The 17,436-nt window shown below is 70.0% G+C and carries 18 protein-coding genes and 1 pseudogene; 11 read left to right on the forward strand and 8 right to left on the reverse strand.

The features are described from left to right. The 4 genes from WME82_RS31095 (at position 1) to WME82_RS31110 (ending at position 2,861) form a co-directional block, all read left to right on the forward strand. On the forward strand, positions 1 to 477 hold the full coding sequence (locus tag WME82_RS31095; RefSeq protein ID WP_438038277.1) for a hypothetical protein: 477 nt from the start codon (positions 1 to 3) through the stop codon (positions 475 to 477). Beyond that, the gene (locus WME82_RS31100; protein WP_438038278.1) at positions 477 to 1,409 is read left to right on the forward strand and encodes a tetratricopeptide repeat protein; all 933 of its coding nucleotides are present in this window, start codon (positions 477 to 479) and stop codon (positions 1,407 to 1,409) included. Before WME82_RS31095 ends, WME82_RS31100 begins: the two co-directional genes overlap by 1 nt. 361 nt (positions 1,410 to 1,770) lie before the next feature. After that, on the forward strand, positions 1,771 to 2,091 hold the full coding sequence (locus tag WME82_RS31105) for an ArsR/SmtB family transcription factor (protein ID WP_437275476.1): 321 nt from the start codon (positions 1,771 to 1,773) through the stop codon (positions 2,089 to 2,091). After that, on the forward strand, positions 2,088 to 2,861 hold the full coding sequence (locus WME82_RS31110; protein WP_438038279.1) for an SRPBCC domain-containing protein: 774 nt from the start codon (positions 2,088 to 2,090) through the stop codon (positions 2,859 to 2,861). Before WME82_RS31105 ends, WME82_RS31110 begins: the two co-directional genes overlap by 4 nt. Before the next feature lie 67 nt (positions 2,862 to 2,928). Here the strand turns inward: WME82_RS31110 and WME82_RS31115 are convergent, their stop codons facing one another. The 7 genes and pseudogenes from WME82_RS31115 to WME82_RS31145 form a co-directional block, all read right to left on the reverse strand. After that, entirely contained in the window at positions 2,929 to 4,107 is a 1,179-nt protein-coding gene (locus tag WME82_RS31115) for a hypothetical protein (RefSeq protein WP_438038280.1), read from the reverse strand. Positions 4,108 to 4,372: 265 nt separating this feature from the next. Beyond that, positions 4,373 to 4,858 (reverse strand): hypothetical protein, encoded by a 486-nt coding sequence (locus tag WME82_RS31120; protein WP_438038281.1) that lies wholly within the window; start codon positions 4,856 to 4,858, stop codon positions 4,373 to 4,375. Positions 4,859 to 5,108: 250 nt separating this feature from the next. Beyond that, a complete protein-coding gene (locus WME82_RS31125) occupies positions 5,109 to 5,243 on the reverse strand; it encodes a hypothetical protein (protein ID WP_438038282.1) in 135 nt (44 codons plus the stop codon). 136 nt (positions 5,244 to 5,379) lie between these two features. After that, complete coding sequence (locus tag WME82_RS31130; protein WP_438038283.1) at positions 5,380 to 5,934, reverse strand: GNAT family N-acetyltransferase; 555 nt, start codon at positions 5,932 to 5,934, stop codon at positions 5,380 to 5,382. Positions 5,935 to 6,629: 695 nt separating this feature from the next. Further along, positions 6,630 to 7,181 (reverse strand): hypothetical protein, encoded by a 552-nt coding sequence (locus WME82_RS31135; protein ID WP_438038284.1) that lies wholly within the window; start codon positions 7,179 to 7,181, stop codon positions 6,630 to 6,632. Between the two features lie 254 nt (positions 7,182 to 7,435). Beyond that, positions 7,436 to 8,014 (reverse strand): DUF6000 family protein, encoded by a 579-nt coding sequence (locus WME82_RS31140; RefSeq protein WP_438038285.1) that lies wholly within the window; start codon positions 8,012 to 8,014, stop codon positions 7,436 to 7,438. 97 nt (positions 8,015 to 8,111) lie between these two features. After that, positions 8,112 to 8,369: pseudogene (locus WME82_RS31145) on the reverse strand (phage integrase N-terminal SAM-like domain-containing protein); the annotation flags it as partial. Between the two features lie 103 nt (positions 8,370 to 8,472). Between WME82_RS31145 and WME82_RS31150 the strand changes: the two are divergent. From WME82_RS31150 to tpx, 6 genes are all read left to right on the forward strand, one after another. Continuing rightward, positions 8,473 to 9,021, forward strand: a complete 549-nt coding sequence (locus WME82_RS31150; protein WP_438038286.1) for a hypothetical protein — start codon at positions 8,473 to 8,475, stop codon at positions 9,019 to 9,021. Between the two features lie 156 nt (positions 9,022 to 9,177). Next, on the forward strand, positions 9,178 to 10,548 hold the full coding sequence (locus WME82_RS31155) for an endo-1,4-beta-glucanase (RefSeq protein ID WP_438038287.1): 1,371 nt from the start codon (positions 9,178 to 9,180) through the stop codon (positions 10,546 to 10,548). 367 nt (positions 10,549 to 10,915) lie between these two features. Further along, complete coding sequence (locus WME82_RS31160) at positions 10,916 to 12,130, forward strand: hypothetical protein (RefSeq protein ID WP_438038288.1); 1,215 nt, start codon at positions 10,916 to 10,918, stop codon at positions 12,128 to 12,130. A 106-nt stretch (positions 12,131 to 12,236) separates the two neighbouring features. Next, complete coding sequence (locus WME82_RS31165; protein WP_438038289.1) at positions 12,237 to 13,538, forward strand: SGNH/GDSL hydrolase family protein; 1,302 nt, start codon at positions 12,237 to 12,239, stop codon at positions 13,536 to 13,538. A 252-nt stretch (positions 13,539 to 13,790) separates the two neighbouring features. Continuing rightward, positions 13,791 to 14,162, forward strand: a complete 372-nt coding sequence (locus WME82_RS31170; protein WP_437740128.1) for a hypothetical protein — start codon at positions 13,791 to 13,793, stop codon at positions 14,160 to 14,162. A gap of 192 nt (positions 14,163 to 14,354) precedes the next feature. Beyond that, positions 14,355 to 14,849: a thiol peroxidase gene (gene tpx, locus WME82_RS31175; protein ID WP_437323736.1), complete on the forward strand. Its 495-nt coding sequence runs from the start codon at positions 14,355 to 14,357 to the stop codon at positions 14,847 to 14,849. Positions 14,850 to 14,924: 75 nt separating this feature from the next. On the opposite strand, the gene WME82_RS31180 is transcribed toward tpx, so the two are convergent. Continuing rightward, on the reverse strand, positions 14,925 to 16,394 hold the full coding sequence (locus WME82_RS31180; protein ID WP_437850951.1) for a cytochrome P450: 1,470 nt from the start codon (positions 16,392 to 16,394) through the stop codon (positions 14,925 to 14,927). A gap of 139 nt (positions 16,395 to 16,533) precedes the next feature. Here WME82_RS31180 and WME82_RS31185 point away from each other — a divergent pair, with 139 nt between their 5' ends. After that, the gene (locus tag WME82_RS31185; protein WP_438038290.1) at positions 16,534 to 17,412 is read left to right on the forward strand and encodes a 1-acyl-sn-glycerol-3-phosphate acyltransferase; all 879 of its coding nucleotides are present in this window, start codon (positions 16,534 to 16,536) and stop codon (positions 17,410 to 17,412) included. The last annotated feature ends 24 nt before the right edge of the window (positions 17,413 to 17,436 follow it).

Consider the following 17,436-nt stretch of genomic DNA (forward strand, 5'->3'; position numbering starts at 1 on the left):
GTGGGCGCCGCCTATACCATCGCCGACGAGCCCCGCCCGGGCCGGCTCGCCGAGTACACGGTGAACCCGTTCTGGCCGCTGCTCACGACGATGCTCGCGGGGAGCTGGGCCGGGCTGCCGTGGTTCATCTTCAACGGCAAGGCCATGGGCAGCGCGGGCTTCCGGCGCGAAGCGCTCATCGCCGCGCTCACGCCGGCGGCGGCGGTCGTGCTCGCCCAGGTGAGCGCCTTGGTCATCTCGGCGCTCCACCTGCCCGATCGCTCCCTCGCCTATGCGTTCGTGATCATCACCGCGGCGAAGCTCGGCGCCGCCTACTGGCTCTATACGTCGCAGCACCGGAGCTTCGGGATCCATGAGCATTTCGGCGGGCGCGTCCGCCAGGGCGCCGCGGTCGCCATCGCGGCCGCCATCGCCCGAGATCACGTCGTTCGCGCCGCGTTCGAGGCCTCGAACTGGCTCGGGATCGTGGTGATGTGATGGAGGGGCAAGACGACGCCGACCGCGCGACCGACCTGGGGGTGAGCGCGCTGAATCGCGGGCAGCTGCCAGCCGCGATCGACTGGTTCCGCCGGGCGCTCACGCTCGATCCGGACGCGCCGCGCGCACACGCGCTGCTCGCCGTGGCCCTCTTGCGGCTGAAGCGGCTCGGGGCGGCGCTCATCGAGGCGCAGACGGCGCGCGGGCTCGCCCCCGAGTCGCCGCTCGCGCACCTGGTCCTCGGCCGCGTCCTGCTCGCGCACCGGAGGCCGAGCGAGGCGCGGGAGCATTTCGAGACGGCCCGCGGCCTCGATCCGTCGGAGCCCGCGCCCCTGCGCGGCCTCGCCGCCGTCGAGCGGTACCATGATCGCGACGATCGCGCCGCCGAGCTCCTGACCCAGGCGCTCGAGCTCGACCCGGACGACGTCGAGACGCTCGTCGCCCTCGGCGATGCGCACCTCGCGCGCGGCCGCGTCGACGACGCCGAGCGCTGGGCGCGCGCCGCGCTGGAGGCCGAGCCCGAGCACGCCGACGCGCTCGTCCTCATGGGGCACGTGCTCCTCCGGCGCGGGGACGTGAGCGGCGCGCGCGAGCACGCGGTCTGGGCGATCCGCGCCGATGTGAGCGATCCGGACGCGCTGAGGCTCCTCGCCGCCATCAAGGCGCGCGAGAGCTTGCTCCTCGGCCTCTGGTTCCGGGTGAGCTCGGTGCTCGCGGGGCTCGGTCCGAGCGCGATGCTCGTCCTCCTCGCCGCGTACGTCGCGCAGCGCTTCCTCCGCCTCGCCCTCGAGGACCTCGACCGCCCGGCGGGCGCCCAGCTCATCGGGTATGCCTGGCTCGGGATATGCGTCTATTCGTGGGTGGCGCCGGGCATCTTTCAGCGAATGCTCCGGCGCGAGCTCGACACCGTGCGCCTCCGCGACGACTTCTGACCTGCCGGCCGTCGCGATGCGCCGCGGCGCGAGGCGCGGCCGGTACCAGACGCCTGTTGGGCAATCGGCACAAGACAGCCCGCTAGAAGACCGATCACATCGATCGAGCGAGAAGTGAACCGCCAAGGCGCCATAAGACGCCAAGATTTTTGTGTTTTTCTTGGCGTCCTTGGCGCCTTGGCGGTTCGAATTCTGCTCTCTTCTGGCGTTTTCAACCCGCTTGTCGCTTTAGGCGAGCTGGTGCCGAAGCAGGGGATCAGCTCTGCCGATGTCACGCAGGACACGACCGGCACGCGGGGACTCCTCGAGGCGCTTGACAAGCTCAGGCCAGCGCGATACTGGTAACCCACTGGTTACATATATGGCTCCCGCGAAAGCCGACATCGATGTGTTTTTTGTCATCGCCGATCCAACCCGTCGCGCGATCCTCGATCGTTTGCGCGCGGGTCCTGCCCCGGTGAACGAGATCGCGGCCGACTTCTCTCAGAGCCGCCCCGCGATCTCGAAGCACCTGCGCGTGCTCAAGGCATCGCGGCTGGTGACCGAGGAGAAGGTCGGGCGCGAGCGGCTCTACACGCTGCGACCCGCGCCGCTGCAGAAGGCGATGGCATGGCTCGAGGGCTACCGCGCGTTCTGGGGTCGCAATCTCGAGTCGCTGAAGCGTTACCTGGAGGATACATGACAGCCAAGAACATCCGAGCCCGTTCGATCGCCGATGTCGCGCAAGGAACGATCCTCGCTCGCATCGAGATCGCCGCGCCGCCAGAGCGCGTTTTCCGCGCGCTGACGACCGACGAGCTGACGAAGTGGTGGGGTTCTGCGGAGATGTATCGCACGACCGCCTTCACGATCGACCTTCGCGCCGGAGGGGCCTGGCGGACCGAGGGCGTGGGGGCAGACGGGAAGCCATTCCATGTCGGCGGCAGAGTTCTCGAATTCGATCCGCCTCGAAGGCTCGTCCAGACATGGGAACCGTCATGGGATGCGGACGGGCCCCCGACGACGGTCTCCTATCTCCTCGACGCCATCGAGACGGGTACCCGCCTCACGGTCCGACACGCTGGATTCGGCGCTCGTGTGGCATCGTGCGAGAGCCACGCGACAGGTTGGGAGCGCGTTTTGGGTTGGCTCACGAACCACGTCGCGCCGCAACCGGAGCCGCGCTTCTTTCTCTGTCGGCTGCTCCCGTCGCGCGCGACCTTCATGCAGGACATGACGGCTGATGAGCGCGCGGTAATGCAGGCGCACGGCAAATACTGGCGCGGCAAGCTCGCCGAGGGCCACGTGATCGCCTTCGGGCCCGTCGCCGACCCGGCGGGCGGATGGGGCGTCGGCATCGTTGCTGTCCACGACGAAGCCGAGCTCCGTACATTCCAGAGCGAGGATCCTGCGATCAAGTCAAACATTGGGCTGCGGTACGAGGCGCTGCCCATGCTCACGGCCGTGTACTAACGGCTCCTGCGATGGCGGGCTCCGGCCGCGCGCTTCGGGGCGCTGCCGGTCCGTCGTGAGGTCATGCTCAGACCGCTCCGGGGCGCCCCGCTGCGAGCGCGCGCACCTCCTCCGCGTGGATGGGCACATAGACAGGCTTGCCCGACTCAGCGAACACGCAGATGGCCACGGCCCAGCCCTGGCCCGCTCCCCACGAGAACAGGGCCGCGGGCTCCATCTCGGCGATTGCGAAGGAGCTCATCGGCAGCCCGAGATCGCGCGCGCTCGTGAGAAGCGAAGCGTTGTCGGCGTAGACCGCCAGCGCCTCGAAGCCGCCCGGCCAGGCGCGCAGGTGGATCCCGCGTGTTCTCGGGTCGATCATGAAAAGCAGGGGGATCTCGCGGCCCAGCAGCTCATCATAGAGCGCCGTCTTGACCGCGGCGCCGCCCTCCCCCCCCACGGCGAGGAGCAGCCGACGGAGCCGCGGCGCCCGATCGACCGCCGCGACCCGCCTTGCACCGCCGGCCGGCGCGAGGCGCTCCTCCAGCACGCGACGCTCCTCCTCCTCCAATCGCGCGCGCCGCTCGCGATCGCCCGCGGCGAGATCCTTCTCCACGTTGACCTCGCGCGCCCAGGCGCCCGCGGCGTGCGCCTCCTCGTACGGCGTGCCGGGGAGCGCGGAGAGGATGACGCCCTCCGGCCGGTGCACCTCGACGAGGACGGCCTGCTTCTTCGGCTCAGGCGCGCGCACCCCGATACCGAGCTCGCGGATCAGCGTCACGACCGCGCGTGCCGGCGCCGCGTCGTTGCTCAATGCGAACACGCTCTGCGTGATCGCGGCGCGCGAGGTGACGTAGATGCGCCGGAGCAGGCGTTGCACGAGTGCGGACGCGCGCGGCGCTCCCGCGAGGGCAGCAGCGTCGAGGGTCCACACGAGGTGACCGGAGATCGGGGTGAGCGCTGGGTCCGCGGGCGCCATGAGAGAAGAGAGGAGCCCGTGGTCCGCGGCGAGGAAGATCTGCGGCCGAGGGCCGCTGAGCAGCATCTCCACCTCGCCGAGGACGCGATCGAGATCCTCCTCCAGCTCGTCGCTGCTGCCGCCGACGTGTGCGAGCCACACGCCCGCAGCGGAGCGAGCGAAGCCCGGCAACGGGCTCGCGCGGTGGATGTCGACCTGATGCCCCTCGGGCACGACCACGTGCTCATCGTCCGCCGGCGAAGCCGCGGGAGCGTCGGCGCGCTTTCGCCAGCGATCGAAGAGCCCCACGACGGCGCACCTTATCACTCTCCGCGCAGCCTTTCCAGCCTCACGGGTGAGGCGGAATGCTCACCCGCGGTGCGGCTTCGCTCAGGCGGCCCACGGTCCCCCGCCCGGCCAACAGCGGCGCTAACATGCACCGGGCTCAAGGATACCGCGAGCTCACCGCAGAGGACAGACGCCGGCAGACCGATGTGCCGTAGGCACACCGGTCGAGACGACCTCACCACGGCCCCGGTGTCAGGTTCAGCGGCTCGTTGGGCTGCACGAGCTGTCACTCCTGCGAGCGCCGGGTCACGCTCGCAGCGTCCGCCGGTGCTTCGAACCAAACGTTCCTCAAGTCTCGCACATAGACATGCTCGGGTTCGTCCTCGTCCACGAACACGCGCCCCCGATCGGCCAGAATTCCGGCCAGAATCAGGGCTGAGATCGTTCGGTCCGTCGCATCCGGAAAGGATGCAAGATCTGACTTCGAGCCCGGGAAGGGCCAGTCATCGTAGGTGTCCGAAACAAATGCAATTTGGTCGCCGAGGTGGTGAAGCAGGTACCAGGTGGTGATCGCGGCGGCAGCCGGAGACCCCGCGAGTTCGCGCAGGGAACTCGCCCCCACGTGCACAAAATCGACTGTCTCGCGGGCGGAAAAGTTGACCAGAATATAACCGACACTCATTGGCGCTCCGGGCAAGTCGTCTGCCTGACGCTCGGCTTCAGCGGCGGCGCGAAGCGACGTCCGCTGGAAGCCGAGCGTCAGGCGCTCCACACGTCAAGTCTGTGGTTTTCGGCATCGCGGATCCCATCTTCGCTCCTCTCTTTCGTCAATATCAGTTTTGACCTCCCCGGACTCGTCGAATTTCCAGGCAGAGCATCCATAGAAGAACCACTTTTTGATCGGGATCGCTCGCATCCCGTGAAGCTCGTCTGGCGTATGATGCCAGTGAGGTGAAATCACCGAAAGAAGAGGTCGTTCGCAACCCGCCTCGCGCGAAGGGACATCGACAAGAAACAGTGCTTCAACGTCCCTCGCGCAAGCCGACCGTCGTCGGGACCTCATCGGGCTCCCAGTAGGCGACGACCTCAGACACCGCTTCCCGCAACTTCGGGTGGCAGGCGGCAAAATCCTGGTACGGGTTGAGCGAATCTGCCATCGACGTTCTCCTCCTCGGCGAGGCCCCCCCTCGACGTTCAGGCGGTACGGGGCCGGGACCGGCCGGCCAACGATCGAACAACCCGAGACGCGAAGCGTCTCCGGGTTCATTCGATAGTTCGGCAGCCCGGCGCGATTCACCCCTCTGCCACGAACCGCCAGGTTACATCGCCGCTCTCGTGCCGTGTTCGAAGATCTCGCACTCCAAGGAGCGGAAGCGTCTTGGTCCAGAATCGGATCGCCCGAGCGTTGTCATGTATGGCACGGAGGTGCCACCGCCCCGGATACCGATGGATCAGCAACTGGAGCGCATGTCGGCCCGCGCCGGTGCCACGGCTCCCGTGGGTCAAGAAGAACTCCTCGATGCTGGAATCGACGTCGCCCGGCATGTATTTGAACGGTCGTAGGCCAACACATACGAACCCGATCGGTCGGGTGTCGCTTGCAATGACGTGCGCTCGCTGGAACGGCTGCATCGGGTCTTGCTCCGACTGCGGAGTTCGCAGGTTGCCGGGCGGTGTCACGCTTGAGACCCAATCGTTGACGATGTCCGGTTGCCATCGACCGGTCTCGTCCAGAACGTAGAAGTTCGTATCGAAGCCGGAGATCTCGTGGACATACATGGGCCAAACGTTCCGGAAGAACTCACGCGCTTCCTGCGTGCGCCATGCGTCAATGATGGATATATTCATCTCTTCCTCAACACGTCGTGACGACGCCAGCCTGCCGAGCGCAATGCCGGTGCGCCGCGTCGCGAAGCGCCGCCGGCAGCAGCAGCCTGTTGGGCCGCATCGCAGCCGGCGGCGCGACGTCGCAGGCCGGGCGGGGTGGGCATGCCGCCGGGCGGCCGCGAGCGCCGACGGGGCGGCAGGCAGGAGGAGCCGCCGCACGCGCCGAGCGCCAGCGCTGCGACGAGGAGCGGGGGCGAACAGGAGAGCGCGCGCCGTGTCACGGTTCCCGGTAGCTCTCGTACTCCCAGGCGAAGTAACGCCGGAGGTTCTCGACGCATGCGGGCCACGTCTCGGCCTCGCCCCCTTTCTGGGCCCGATGTCCAGCATCACGACCTCGGCGAACGCGTCGGGATCGTCGGGCGCCCACGTCCGGAGATTGGCATGCCCCCAGACGCCAGCGGAGCGGATGACGAGCTTCATGGCCGGGGAAAACGAAGAGCAAACCGACCCGCTGGTCAAGGGCGTCACGCGTGTTTCGCCGGTGAGGCGCTCGACTCGACCTGCGCGCGATGCGTGGTGCGCGGAGCCACGAGCGCCGAGGCGACCCCGCCAGCGCGCCCCGCTGGATCGGCGAGCGCGCGGGCTCGCAAGATTCCGTCGTCGCATCGCGCATCATCCGGTCACGCGCCGGCTCGCTGTGTTCGCCTTGCGAGCAATCAGCCGCGACGTTTGACATGGTAGCTTCGCACGGTGACAGTCCTGGCTGGTGGGCCCAAATCGGGCCTCTTCTGGTTGTGGGAGTCCGACCAGCACAGGAGCTCTCCGGTGTCCGACAACACACATCTCTGGTGACAGAAGCCTTCTCCCACCCATTCGTGACGTTCGATAGGTCGCAGAATTTCCCGTTCCATCCAGTCAGCAGCGGCGGTCGCGAGCGCCACGGGCGACCCATCTTTGACCACGAGAACGCGTGGATTCTCCTCGTCCAGGTCTGTAGCGGCTTGCTTTGTCTCATCCTCTCCAATCACAACTCGTGATTCGTGAAAATCGACCCGGAGCGTTCGGAGGACGTTTCCGTCCGCGGAGACGTCGAGCATCAGCACAACGAACTGTTCAGCCGTGCCGAGGAGATCGTCGCTGGTTACGCCCAAGCTGCGCCACGCCAAGGCCCGGCGCGACATCTCTGTGATGAAGGCGCGCTCCGCGTCGGTGCGACGCTCGTCCAAAGCGAGCCAAAGGTCTTCTTCGCCGAGCTCCGCCTGGTTCATTTGCCGGGTGCCTCGTAGCGGCTGCCAAACAACTTGGGTCATCCTGCGGCCCCATCAAATTCTGCGGGTGTGCTGCGGGCCGGGCAACCTCGCTCCGCTCGGCAGCCCGGACCGTCAGCGCCAGCCGCTTGTTAGCCGGCTCCCCCAGTAGACAGCGCGGACTCCTGGCGTCAAGACCGTGAACGCCTGGCGCAAGGCCAACGGCGCTCCGAAGGGGACGTGCGCACGCGGGGCCAGCGGACAACGCGCGCGCATCAGCTGACGTCGCTGGCGCCGAGGTCGTCCAGGAAGGCCATGGCACGCGCTACCCGCGCCACGCCGCGTCCTGGATCCAAGGCACCCAACTCCCGGCCGTGCTCGGATACTCTCCAGAGCTCAGGAGCCTTCAGAAAGGGCGCCGCGCGATTCGCGGCCAGGCGAGCGTCGAGCCATACCAGTGATCCCACAGCCCACTCTTGATCGTACTCGCGATCACCGACCGGCAAGTACGACTGGAGGTAGAGCGTCAGCGCATCGGATGCAGGTAGATCCTGGTAGCGCGCGGTCGCGACAGAGAAGCCCTGTCCCGCATAGCAGGTCGCGCTGGCGAGCAGTCTCTCGCCGATCACGCCTCGAAACGCGGGGAGCCGACGGGCCGCGATGATCCATGCCGCCGTGAGCTGCTCGCGCCACGATCCGTTGAGCCAGTAGCCAAGCTCGCGCTCGGGGAGAGACGTCGCCGCATCCAAGAACTGCTGCGCGAACGCATGCCGCCGCTCCGGCGGCTCGTCGAGGAAATTCGCGTGCAGAAGGAGCAGGTAGAGTGGGGATCCGTACCTTGACCAAGCGTCCATCGGGAAAGTCCGGCTAACTATCAATTGACTGGCCAACCGAAGCCGGCAGACCAGGTCTGTCCAGCTCGTCGCTTTTTGTGCCCCCTCACGAGAAATCTCACGTGTCGGCGCTGCGCTGCAAGGCCCAAATGCCGTCCAGCGCCGCAGGGTAGACCTGTCCAACACCGTTGGCAGCGGCGCGCGGGGCGCTTCGCTCGGGTGAAATCGAGGTGCTGCACGAGGGGGGGAGCGCGAGGACGTGGGTGTAGAGGAAGTTGATGGCGGCGAGGGCCTGGCGCTGCGCCGAGGCGCTGGCGTGCTGGTCGGTCGCCAGTCGCGTGAGGAACGCCTCGACGTGGGCCGGCCCGAGGTCGCGCGGACGGCGGCGGCCATCGCACCTCGGCGGCTCTCCCCTTCCTTCGCTCTCCGCTCGCTCCGATCGCTACCGCCGGCCGCTCCTCCGCGCTACGTTCGCCGCCGTGGACGCCCCCCGACCGTCCGGCGCTCGCCGCGCGCTGCTCATCGGCCTTCCCGTCGCCGCGCTCGCCGCGCTCGCCGCGGTGGCCTTCCTCTTCGTGGATCGCGACGAGCGCCCCGCGCCGAACGCGCGCCCGCCGAGCGCCGAGTCCCGCGCAGCCCGCCAGCCGCAGCGCCGCGACGAGGCGCCCGTCGTCCCCCCCGCTCCCCCGCCGGCCGCTGCCACCGTGAGCGCCGCAGCACAGGAGTCGGAGCCGGCGCCGGACACCGATCCCGAGGCCAGCATCATCGACCGCATGCGCGCCGCCTTGACGAGCAACCCCGAGGAGGTGCTCCGGCTCGACGACGAGGCGTCGCGCGACCTCGGCGACAGCCCCCGCGCCGCCGAGCGCGGCCTGCTCCGCGTGCGGGCGCTCGTGCGCCTGGACCGGATCGGCCAGGCCCGGAGCCTCGCGGAAGACCTCATCGAGCGCTACCCGGACGATCCCTCGGCGAAGAGTGCGGCCGCGTACATGGGGATCCACCCGAGGCCGCGCGGGCCGTCCAGGTAAGCAGCGATACCGCGGGTGCCCTTCGAAGTTCACGTGATCTTCATCAGGGCCGCTGCGACCACGATCTTGTAGCAAGAGCAGAACGTTGCGCAGTGAGTCACTGAACCGATTAAGAATTCGGGCTGGTCCGGCGCGCGTTTCTGGTGATAATCGGGCATGCGCAACTGGCTTCTTCTTGTCGGGGTTCTCCAGCTCTCCGTGGCTGGATTCGGTTGTGGTGACGGATCGGACGGCGGCGGCGAGGGCGGCGCCGGCGGCGAAGCGGGGGACAGCGGCCCCACCGGGAGCAACTCCTCGGGCGCCGGCACACCTGCGAGCTCTGGCGCGGGCGCCGGCACACCCACGGGCTCCGGCGCCGGCGCCGGCACACCCACGGGCTCCGGCGCCGGCGCCGGCGAGCCCACCGGCGGGCCCGCGAGCGCGGGCAGCGGCGATCCCGTGGCCGGCAGCAGCACAAGCAGCGGGGGAGAGCCCAGCGAGTGCGCCGGCGCCGACGAGGACGAATGTCCGTTCGAGGCAGGGGTCGAGATCGCCTGCCGCCTTCGCTTCATGTACGGCGTGAACTACGCCTGGCGCGACTTCGGCGCCGATTTCGGCGGTCAGTCCAAGTGGAGCCAGGCGGGCATCTCGGGCAAGAAGAACCAGGTGCTCGCCGACCTGCAGGACATGCGCGCCAACGGCGTGGACGTGGTCCGCTGGTGGATCTACCCCCGCTTCTACGGGGACCAGATCAACTTCGATGGACAGGGCAACCCGACCGGGCTCGGCGGCACCTCGACGCAGGACATCCTGGCGGCGCTCGAGCTCGCGGACCAGGCGCAGGTCAACGTGATGTTCACGCTGTTCTCCTTCGATGGCTTCTACAAGACATCGCACAACCCGCCGAACGGCCTGTCGGTCGCGAGCATGGGGCCCATCGTCGCGGACGCGGGCCGGCGCGCCAAGCTCATCGAGAACGTCGTCCGCCCCATCGCTCGGACGGTGGCGTCGAGCCCGCACCGCGACCGGATGCTGGCCTGGGACGTCATCAACGAGCCCGAGTGGGCGATGACCGGGCCGAGCCTCTACGGCGGCGACCCGGCGTTCGAGGGGGACTCCAGCAAGTTCGATCTCGTCACACACCAGCAGATGGAAGCGCTCGCCAAGGAATCGGCCGCCGTGCTGAGGGGAGAGACCGGCGCGCCCGTGAGCGTCGGCAGCGCCGCCATCAAGTGGGGTCAGGCGTGGACGCGCTCGGACGTCGACTTCTACCAGGTCCACATGTACGGCTGGATCAACGATCACTTCCCGTACAACAAGCCCCTCTCCGAGTACGGCCTCACGGACAAGCCGGTCGTGATGGGCGAGTTCCCCATCAACATGGCCGAGATGGACGTGCGCTACGACAGGTTCGTCGGCGACCTCTACAACATGGGGTATGCGGGCGCGCTCTCGTGGTCGATCACCGATCCGAACTTCTCGTGGTCGTCCAACAAGACCGCCGTGAAGGCGTTCGCCGATCAGCACCCCTGCGAGACGCGCTACTGAGCGCCGGGTGAGCGCCGCTGCCTGCGGTGCTCATCTTCCCTGCTTCCCTGTTCCCCGCTTCCCTGCCCCGGATCCGAGCTGGGCCGCCGAGCCGGCCCAGCGAGCTCGTCCTCGACGACACGAGCCGCGCCAGCGTGACAGCTTGCCCCAGCGTGTGGCGCATTGTCGCGCGGCGGCGCGATCCGGCCGCGAGGCCGTCTGTCGGGGCGCCGGCGCTCCTCTCCCCTCGACCGGGTTTCAACTGGGCACGTCGGTTGCTGAACGGGCGGAAACGGGCGGAAACGGGTGGGCCCGCTGCTCACGGAGGTGACCCCGCCTTCGTGAGGCTCGAGAGTCGTTCACCAGCACCCAGAGGAGGGAGAGCGAGATGGCACGAGATCGCTACGAGGGCCGGGATTTCCGTGACGAGGGGCCGCGCGACGACTGGCGTCACCGGGACGAGCGGTGGCGCGCGCCGCAGGACGACGATCAGCGCGGATTCCGCGGTCACGAGGGGGACCGCGACGCGTTCGAGCGAGGGTCGTACAGCCGCGGCAACTACGCGAACCAGAGCGGCGGCAGCCGGCAGGCAGAGCTGGGCCAGCTGCCGCGGCCGTACGATCAGCAAGGGCGGGGAGACGGCAGAGACCCGTGGAGGTCGGGCGGCCAGCACGCACGGGACGACCGCGGCGGCTCCGAGAGGCGCTGGCAAGAGCAGGGTGGCGCCGGCGCGCACGGCTACCGCGAGCCCGAGCAGCGCCGCGCCTACGGACAGGACAGCCCCTCGTGGGAGCGGATCGGCGGGCGTGACGATCACTTCAGCGGGCGGGGCGCCGAGGACGAGCGAAGAGGGTTCGGCTCCGTGCAGCGAGGGCGCGACGAGAACCGCGGCTATTACGGCCGCGACGCGGGCCGCGGCTTCTCCGGACCGGACGAGGACCAGGGCCGCGGCGCCTACCGCCGCCACGACCGCGGCCGCGACGAGGAGGGCCAGAGCCGGCGCTACCAGGGCGACGACCACGGGCGAGACGACGACCGGGACCGCGGCTATGCGCGAGACGACCATCAGGGCCGCGGCTATGCACGAGACGACTATCAGGGCCGCGGCTATGCGCGAGACGACTACCAGGGCCGCGAGCGCTACCAGGGCCGCGACTACGGGCGAGACGATTACCAGGACCGCGAGCGCTACCAGGGCCGCGGCAACACACGAGGCGACCACCTGGGCCGCGAGGATCAGCATCGCAGCCACGGCTACGGGCGCGGCGAGGACCAGGATCGATATCGAGGCGGCGACGAGAGAAACGCCCCTGGCCACCATGACGTTCGAGGCGACCACGGTCGCGGATACCAGGGCCGCGGCGAGGAGCGCGAGGGCCGCGGCCGCAGCGAGGAACGCAGCGAATACGGCGGCATCTACAATCGCCCGGAGCGCCGGCCCGGGTTCGGCCGCTTCATGGGCGACGAGATCCCGCAGGGATACTCGACCCGCGTCCACGAGCGCGACGACGTGCGCGCCTCGCAAGGCCAGGGCCACGAGCGCTCCCCCGCCGAGGACGGCGGCCGCTCCAGGTACCAGCGCCAGGACCGGACCTGGAACTGAGATCAACCGATCTCCACAGCTCGACGCCCGCGCTGCGGTGTCTGCCCCTGCGCGCAGGAGGAGATTGGAGTTGTCCGCGCCACGGACCTAGAGCATCCTCGCGCGCATGAAACGACAAGCTTACTCCAATCTCCCGAGGCTCGCTTCCATCTGCTGCATCGCCTGGTCGGCGCTGGCCGGGTGCGGTGACGACGACTCGAATTCAACGGGTGGAACGACGGGCTCGGGCGGTGGCTCATCCACCTCGAGCAGCGCCTCCGGCACAGGCGGCGACGGCGGCGGCACGGGCGAAGGCGGCGGTGGCGGCGGTGGCGCGGATCCCGGCACGACGTCGTCCTCGTCGAGCACGAGCGGCGCCGGCGGCGGAGACCCCTCCGGCGACACCATCCGCTTCATCGGGCGCTTCGATACGACGAACGCCGAGGGCCCCCGCTTCTCCTGGGCCGGCAGCGCGATCGTCACCCGGTTCTCGGGGACGTCGCTCGGCGTCCGCTTCAACGACGAGTCGACCGCGGCGCAATCCAACTTCTTCCAGGTGGTGATCGACGGCGAGGCGAAGGGCGTCCTCAAGGTCAACAGCGAGGAGGATCTCTACACGGTCGCAGAAGGGCTGCCCGACGGCGAGCACGACCTCGTGCTCCACCGCCGTACGGAGCCGCTGGTCGGCGTGTCGCAGTTCCTCGAGTTCGTCCCGGAGCAGGGCGAGGCGCTCCTGCCGGTCCCGGCGGCGCCCGCGCGCCGGATCGAGGTGATCGGCGACTCGATCTCCGCCGGCTACGGCGTCGACGGCGCCAACGAGACTTGCCCGTTCACGAGCGATACGGAGAACAACTACCTCGCCTACAGCGCCCTGACAGGCCGGCTCGTCGGGGCCGACACAACGATCGTCGCCTGGTCCGGCAGAGGCGTGTACCGGAACTACGACGGTGAAGTCGCGCCCACGATGCCCGAGATCTACGGCCGGACGATCGCCGACGAGGAGCAGCCCGCATGGGACTTCTCGTCCTGGGTGCCGCAGGTCGTGGTGATCAACCTGGGCACGAACGACTTCAGCATCAACGTCCCGGGCGACGCCCAGTTCCGCGCGCCGTTCACCGATGCCTACGCGGGCCTCGTCGAGACGGTCAGAACGAACTATCCGGATGCGTTCATCTTCTGCACCATCGGGCCCATGCTGAGCGACTCGTACCCGGAAGGCGCCCAGGCGCTCACCAGGGCGCGCGCCTACATCGGCCAGGTGGTGGAGGACCGGAACGACAGCGGCGACGACAAGGTGCGCGTCCTCGAGTTCCCTGCGCAGGACGGCGCGGCGAACGGGCTCGGCTGCGACTACCACCCGAGCGTCAAGACGAACGCGCTCATGGCCCAGCAGCTCGCGGAGGCCATCCGCGAAGAGCTCGACTGGTGAGGGCGGCGCAGGGCCGGGGCATCGTGCCACCGGCCCATCGCGACCGCTGTGGCACGACGCACCACGCATCCCACGCAAGCGCAGCGCACACCCCGCAGGCAGCGAGCGCCGGTCCCATCCGCTCGCCGCGGCGCGCGCGGATCGGCCATCCAGAGTCATGGTACACGCGGTGCATCTCTCGCCATCAGAACAGCGGAAGGGCGGCGGCGCCGAGAGCGCGTGAGAGCGCGCCGCTGAGCGAGGAGATCATCCATGCAGACCAAGCGAGACAGCTCCCTGCGGGCCACCAGCAGGCATCACAGCCATGATTTCATGGAGGCGGCGCGCAGGAGCGCCGGGCGCGCGGAGAGCCGAGATGCGTTCATCCCCGACCCGGGAGACGGCCCCACAGAGGTGGTCGACGAGCTCGCCGAGCAGATCGCCGAGCAGTACGTCGCCTCGGCGACATCGGGCAGGGGCGACACCACCGAAGACTACGAAGACAGGATGGAGCCGGAGGAGATCGGGGGCCCCTTCGTCATCACGACGGAAGCACAGGAGATCGGGTACAGCAGGGACTCCACGAACCCCGATGACGGCGAGATCGAGCCGTTTCCGCTGGTGCATCGCTCGCCCCTCCGCTGATCGCGCGTTCCTCGGCGCGCGGGCGATCGACGCTCGCCCGGGCAAGAGCGCCCGGCCAGCGCAACGCCCGCGCGCCAGAGGAGCGGAGCTCCGGCCGAGGCGGTCTGGCTGGTTCTGCTTGGCGTCCGCCCTCGGCGCGCCTACGAGAGGCGCTGCCGCACAGCTGCATAGAGCACAGAGGAGGATGTGACCATGGCTCAGACCAAGTTCAAGGGAAGCCCCATCCACACCGCCGGCGAGCTGCCGTCCGTCGGTGCGACCGCCCCCGACTTCACGCTCGTGAAGACCGACCTCTCCGAGCGCAAGCTCTCGTCTTACTCGGGCAAGAAGATCCTCAACATCTTCCCGAGCGTCGACACCCCGGTCTGCGCGAGATCCGTGCGCACGTTCCACGAGCGCGCCGAGAAGCTCCCGGGCGTGACGGTGCTCAACATCTCGGCGGACCTGCCGTTCGCGCACACCCGCTTCTGCGCGTCCGAGGGCATCTCGAACGCGGAAGGCCTGTCGACGTTCCGGGGAGATTTCGGCCAGAAGTACGGCGTCACGCTCGTCGACGGGCCGCTCGCCGGCCTGCTCGCGCGCTCGGTCCTCGTGCTCGACGAGCAGAACAAGGTGCTCCACGTCGAGCTCGTCCCGGAGATCGCGCAGGAGCCCGATTACGACGCGGCCCTCGCCAAGGTGCAGTGAGCCGGAGCGCCGGCGCCTGGCCGCCCCGCGCGCTGGCGCACCTCGTGATCTCGCGCGCTCGCGCGCTTCGTGATCTCACGCGCTCGCGCGCTTCGTGAACCGGATGCGCAGCCCCTCCGGCTGCATCGCGAACGCCATCCGCTCCCGCACCGGCGCGGTGTGATCCGCGAGGTGCACCGTGAAGCTCCGGAGCACCATGCCGACCGTCACCGCGCACTCCAGGAGCGCCATCGCGCGCCCCGGGCAGACGCGCGGCCCGCCGCCGAACGCGAGCGCCATCCTCGGCTCGTGGGGTAGCGTCGACGGCGCGCCCCCGAGCCAGCGCTCGGGGCGAAACGACTCCGGATCGCCGAAATATTCGGGTTTCCTCCCCGTCGCGCGCGTGAGCGCCACGACGCCGGCGCCGGCGGGCACGGCCACGTCGCCCACCGCGGTGTCGTGGTTCGCCTCGAGGAAGAGCAGCGGCGCGGCGGAGCGCAGGCGCAGCGTCTCCTGCGTGACGGCGGCCGTGTACTCGAGGCGCTTGCACTGCTCCAGCGTCGGGATCAGGCCGCCGCCGAGCACGCGATCGACCTCCTCGCGGGCGCGCGCCTGCACGTCGGGGCGCGAGCCCAGGTAATAGAGGATCCACGCGAGGGTGTTCGCTGTGGTGTCCTCGCCCGCGAGCAGCATCGTGAGCACGTTCGCGTAGACCTCGGCGTCCGAGAGGCGCGCCCTCGGGTCCTCGCCGTCCCGCGCGGCGATCATGAGCTCCAGCAGCGTCCGCGGGCGCGCGGGCCGGTCCGCGCCGCCCTCGAGCTCGCGCCGCGCGGCGGTCACGAGATCGAGGATGAGCCGCTTCACCGCGACCAGGGCGCGGTCGTAGGCGCGGTCGGCGGGCAGTCCCAGGTAGCGCCAGTAGGGCAGCGGCGCGAGCATCCGCCGGTTCAGCCCGAGGAACACGCGCTGGAGGTGCTCCTGGAGCGCGTCCGCCCCGCGCTCCAGCGTGTTGAGATCGCGGCCGAAGGCGACCGACGAGGTGACGTCGACCGAGTAACGCATGAGATCGCCGAGCACGTCGCGGGCGGCGCGCTCGTCGGCCGCCCGCGCCCAGAGCTCGCGCAGCCGGCCCGTGATGTCGCGGATGCTCGGGAAGAAGCCCTCGACATGCCTCGGGTGGAACGTCGGGTGGATGAGCTGCCGCTGCTTCCGCCACGCGTCGCCGTCCGCCGAGAACAACCCGACCATGTCCGCCTCGCGCGACACGGCCTCGATGGCGCGCACCCGCCGGAACACCGCGGGGCGGCGCTGGAGCACGTCGCGCACGAGCTCGCCGTCCACAACGACGAGGACCGGCTGTCGGCCCATCCGCACGACGAAGAGGTCTCCATGGGCGCGCCACCACCGCTCGAACTCGAGGTGCCAGCGGTCGGGGTGGAGCGCGAGCAGATGGCCAAGCACAGGCAGGCCCGGCGGCCCCGGGAGATCCGCGAGCGTCCGCCGGGGGCGCGCAGCCGCGTCGCCGCGGCCGATCGCGTCCTCCATGGCAGGGAGCGTGGCGTTCATGCCCCCTTCATACAGAGGCGGCGCGCCCCGACGCAAACCCGACAGGCGACAGAGGACGCGCCCCACCGCGCTGGACGATGTCGGACGGGCGGAGCGCCGGCGCTGGCGAGGTGGCGTCGACACGGAGTAAGACGCGGACATGACGGAGCCGCTGGAGCGACAGCTCGCGAACCTGTCCGGCGCGGAGATGGTGGAGGCGCTCGGCCTCGGCGGGGCGCCGGCGTGGGTGCGCCGGGCCGGGCGCGCGGCCTTCGCCGTCCCTTCGTGGCCGCTCGGGCGCGTGCTCGCGCGCTTCGATCGGCGCACCGGCGAGGCGGGGCTCCACGTCGCGGCGCGGGAGGCGCTCGCCGGCTTCGGGGCGCGCTGGACGGCCGACGCGGCGCCGCCGTCGCGCGGGGCGCTGCTCGTCGTGTCCAACCACCCCGGCGCCTACGACGCGCTCGCGCTCATGGCGGCGCTCGGCCGGGAAGACCTCATGATCGTCGCGGCCGATCGGCGGTTCCTGCGGGCGCTGCCCCACGTGAGCCGGCGGCTGCTCTTCGTGCCGATCGACGAGGGCGGCGCGCTCGCGCTCGCCGCGCGGTCGGCCGGCGTGCGCCGCGCGCTGCGGCACCTGCGCCGCGGGGGCGCGCTGCTGCACTTCCCCGCGGGGCGCATCGAGGCGGATCCGGCGTTCGCGGGCAAGGGCGACGCGCTGCTCGCGGAGTGGCAGCCGAGCGCCGGCGCGCTGCTGCGCGCGGCCGCGGCGGCGGGAGGGCGCGCCGCCGTGGCGATCGTCTCGGGGGTGCACTCGCCGCGGGCGAAGCGGCTGGCCATCACGCGGTGGGCCGAGCGCCGCGGGATCACCACGCTGGCGCCGCTCCTGCAAGTGGCGCTGCCGGGCTTCGACGACGTCGAGGTGCGGGTTCGCCTGGGCGAGGCGCGGGACGCGGCGGAGGTGGCGGGCGGGGCCCGCGACGACGCGGCGCTCACGCGACGGCTGAAGGACGAGGCGGCGTCGCTGCTCGCGGGGGCGTGACGGCCCGGCGCCCCGGGGCGGCGC

The organism is Sorangium sp. So ce128 (assembly GCF_051525245.1).
Classification (GTDB): domain Bacteria; phylum Myxococcota_A; class Polyangia; order Polyangiales; family Polyangiaceae; genus Sorangium; species Sorangium cellulosum_B.

Bases quoted from the DNA above. Each gene is read 5' to 3' on its own strand.
- WME82_RS31125 (WP_438038282.1), bottom strand. From the start codon at position 5,243: ATGGCAGATTCGCTCAACCCGTACCAGGATTTTGCCGCCTGCCACCCG.
- WME82_RS31160 (WP_438038288.1), top strand. From the start codon at position 10,916: ATGGCACGAGATCGCTACGAGGGCCGGGATTTCCGTGACGAGGGGCCG.
- WME82_RS31180 (WP_437850951.1), bottom strand. From the start codon at position 16,394: ATGAACGCCACGCTCCCTGCCATGGAGGACGCGATCGGCCGCGGCGAC.
- WME82_RS31130 (WP_438038283.1), bottom strand. From the start codon at position 5,934: ATGAATATATCCATCATTGACGCATGGCGCACGCAGGAAGCGCGTGAG.
- WME82_RS31155 (WP_438038287.1), top strand. From the start codon at position 9,178: ATGCGCAACTGGCTTCTTCTTGTCGGGGTTCTCCAGCTCTCCGTGGCT.
- WME82_RS31110 (WP_438038279.1), top strand. From the start codon at position 2,088: ATGACAGCCAAGAACATCCGAGCCCGTTCGATCGCCGATGTCGCGCAA.
- WME82_RS31170 (WP_437740128.1), top strand. From the start codon at position 13,791: ATGCAGACCAAGCGAGACAGCTCCCTGCGGGCCACCAGCAGGCATCAC.
- WME82_RS31135 (WP_438038284.1), bottom strand. From the start codon at position 7,181: ATGAACCAGGCGGAGCTCGGCGAAGAAGACCTTTGGCTCGCTTTGGAC.
- WME82_RS31140 (WP_438038285.1), bottom strand. From the start codon at position 8,014: ATGGACGCTTGGTCAAGGTACGGATCCCCACTCTACCTGCTCCTTCTG.
- WME82_RS31185 (WP_438038290.1), top strand. From the start codon at position 16,534: ATGACGGAGCCGCTGGAGCGACAGCTCGCGAACCTGTCCGGCGCGGAG.
- WME82_RS31105 (WP_437275476.1), top strand. From the start codon at position 1,771: ATGGCTCCCGCGAAAGCCGACATCGATGTGTTTTTTGTCATCGCCGAT.
- WME82_RS31165 (WP_438038289.1), top strand. From the start codon at position 12,237: ATGAAACGACAAGCTTACTCCAATCTCCCGAGGCTCGCTTCCATCTGC.
- WME82_RS31100 (WP_438038278.1), top strand. From the start codon at position 477: ATGGAGGGGCAAGACGACGCCGACCGCGCGACCGACCTGGGGGTGAGC.
- tpx (WP_437323736.1), top strand. From the start codon at position 14,355: ATGGCTCAGACCAAGTTCAAGGGAAGCCCCATCCACACCGCCGGCGAG.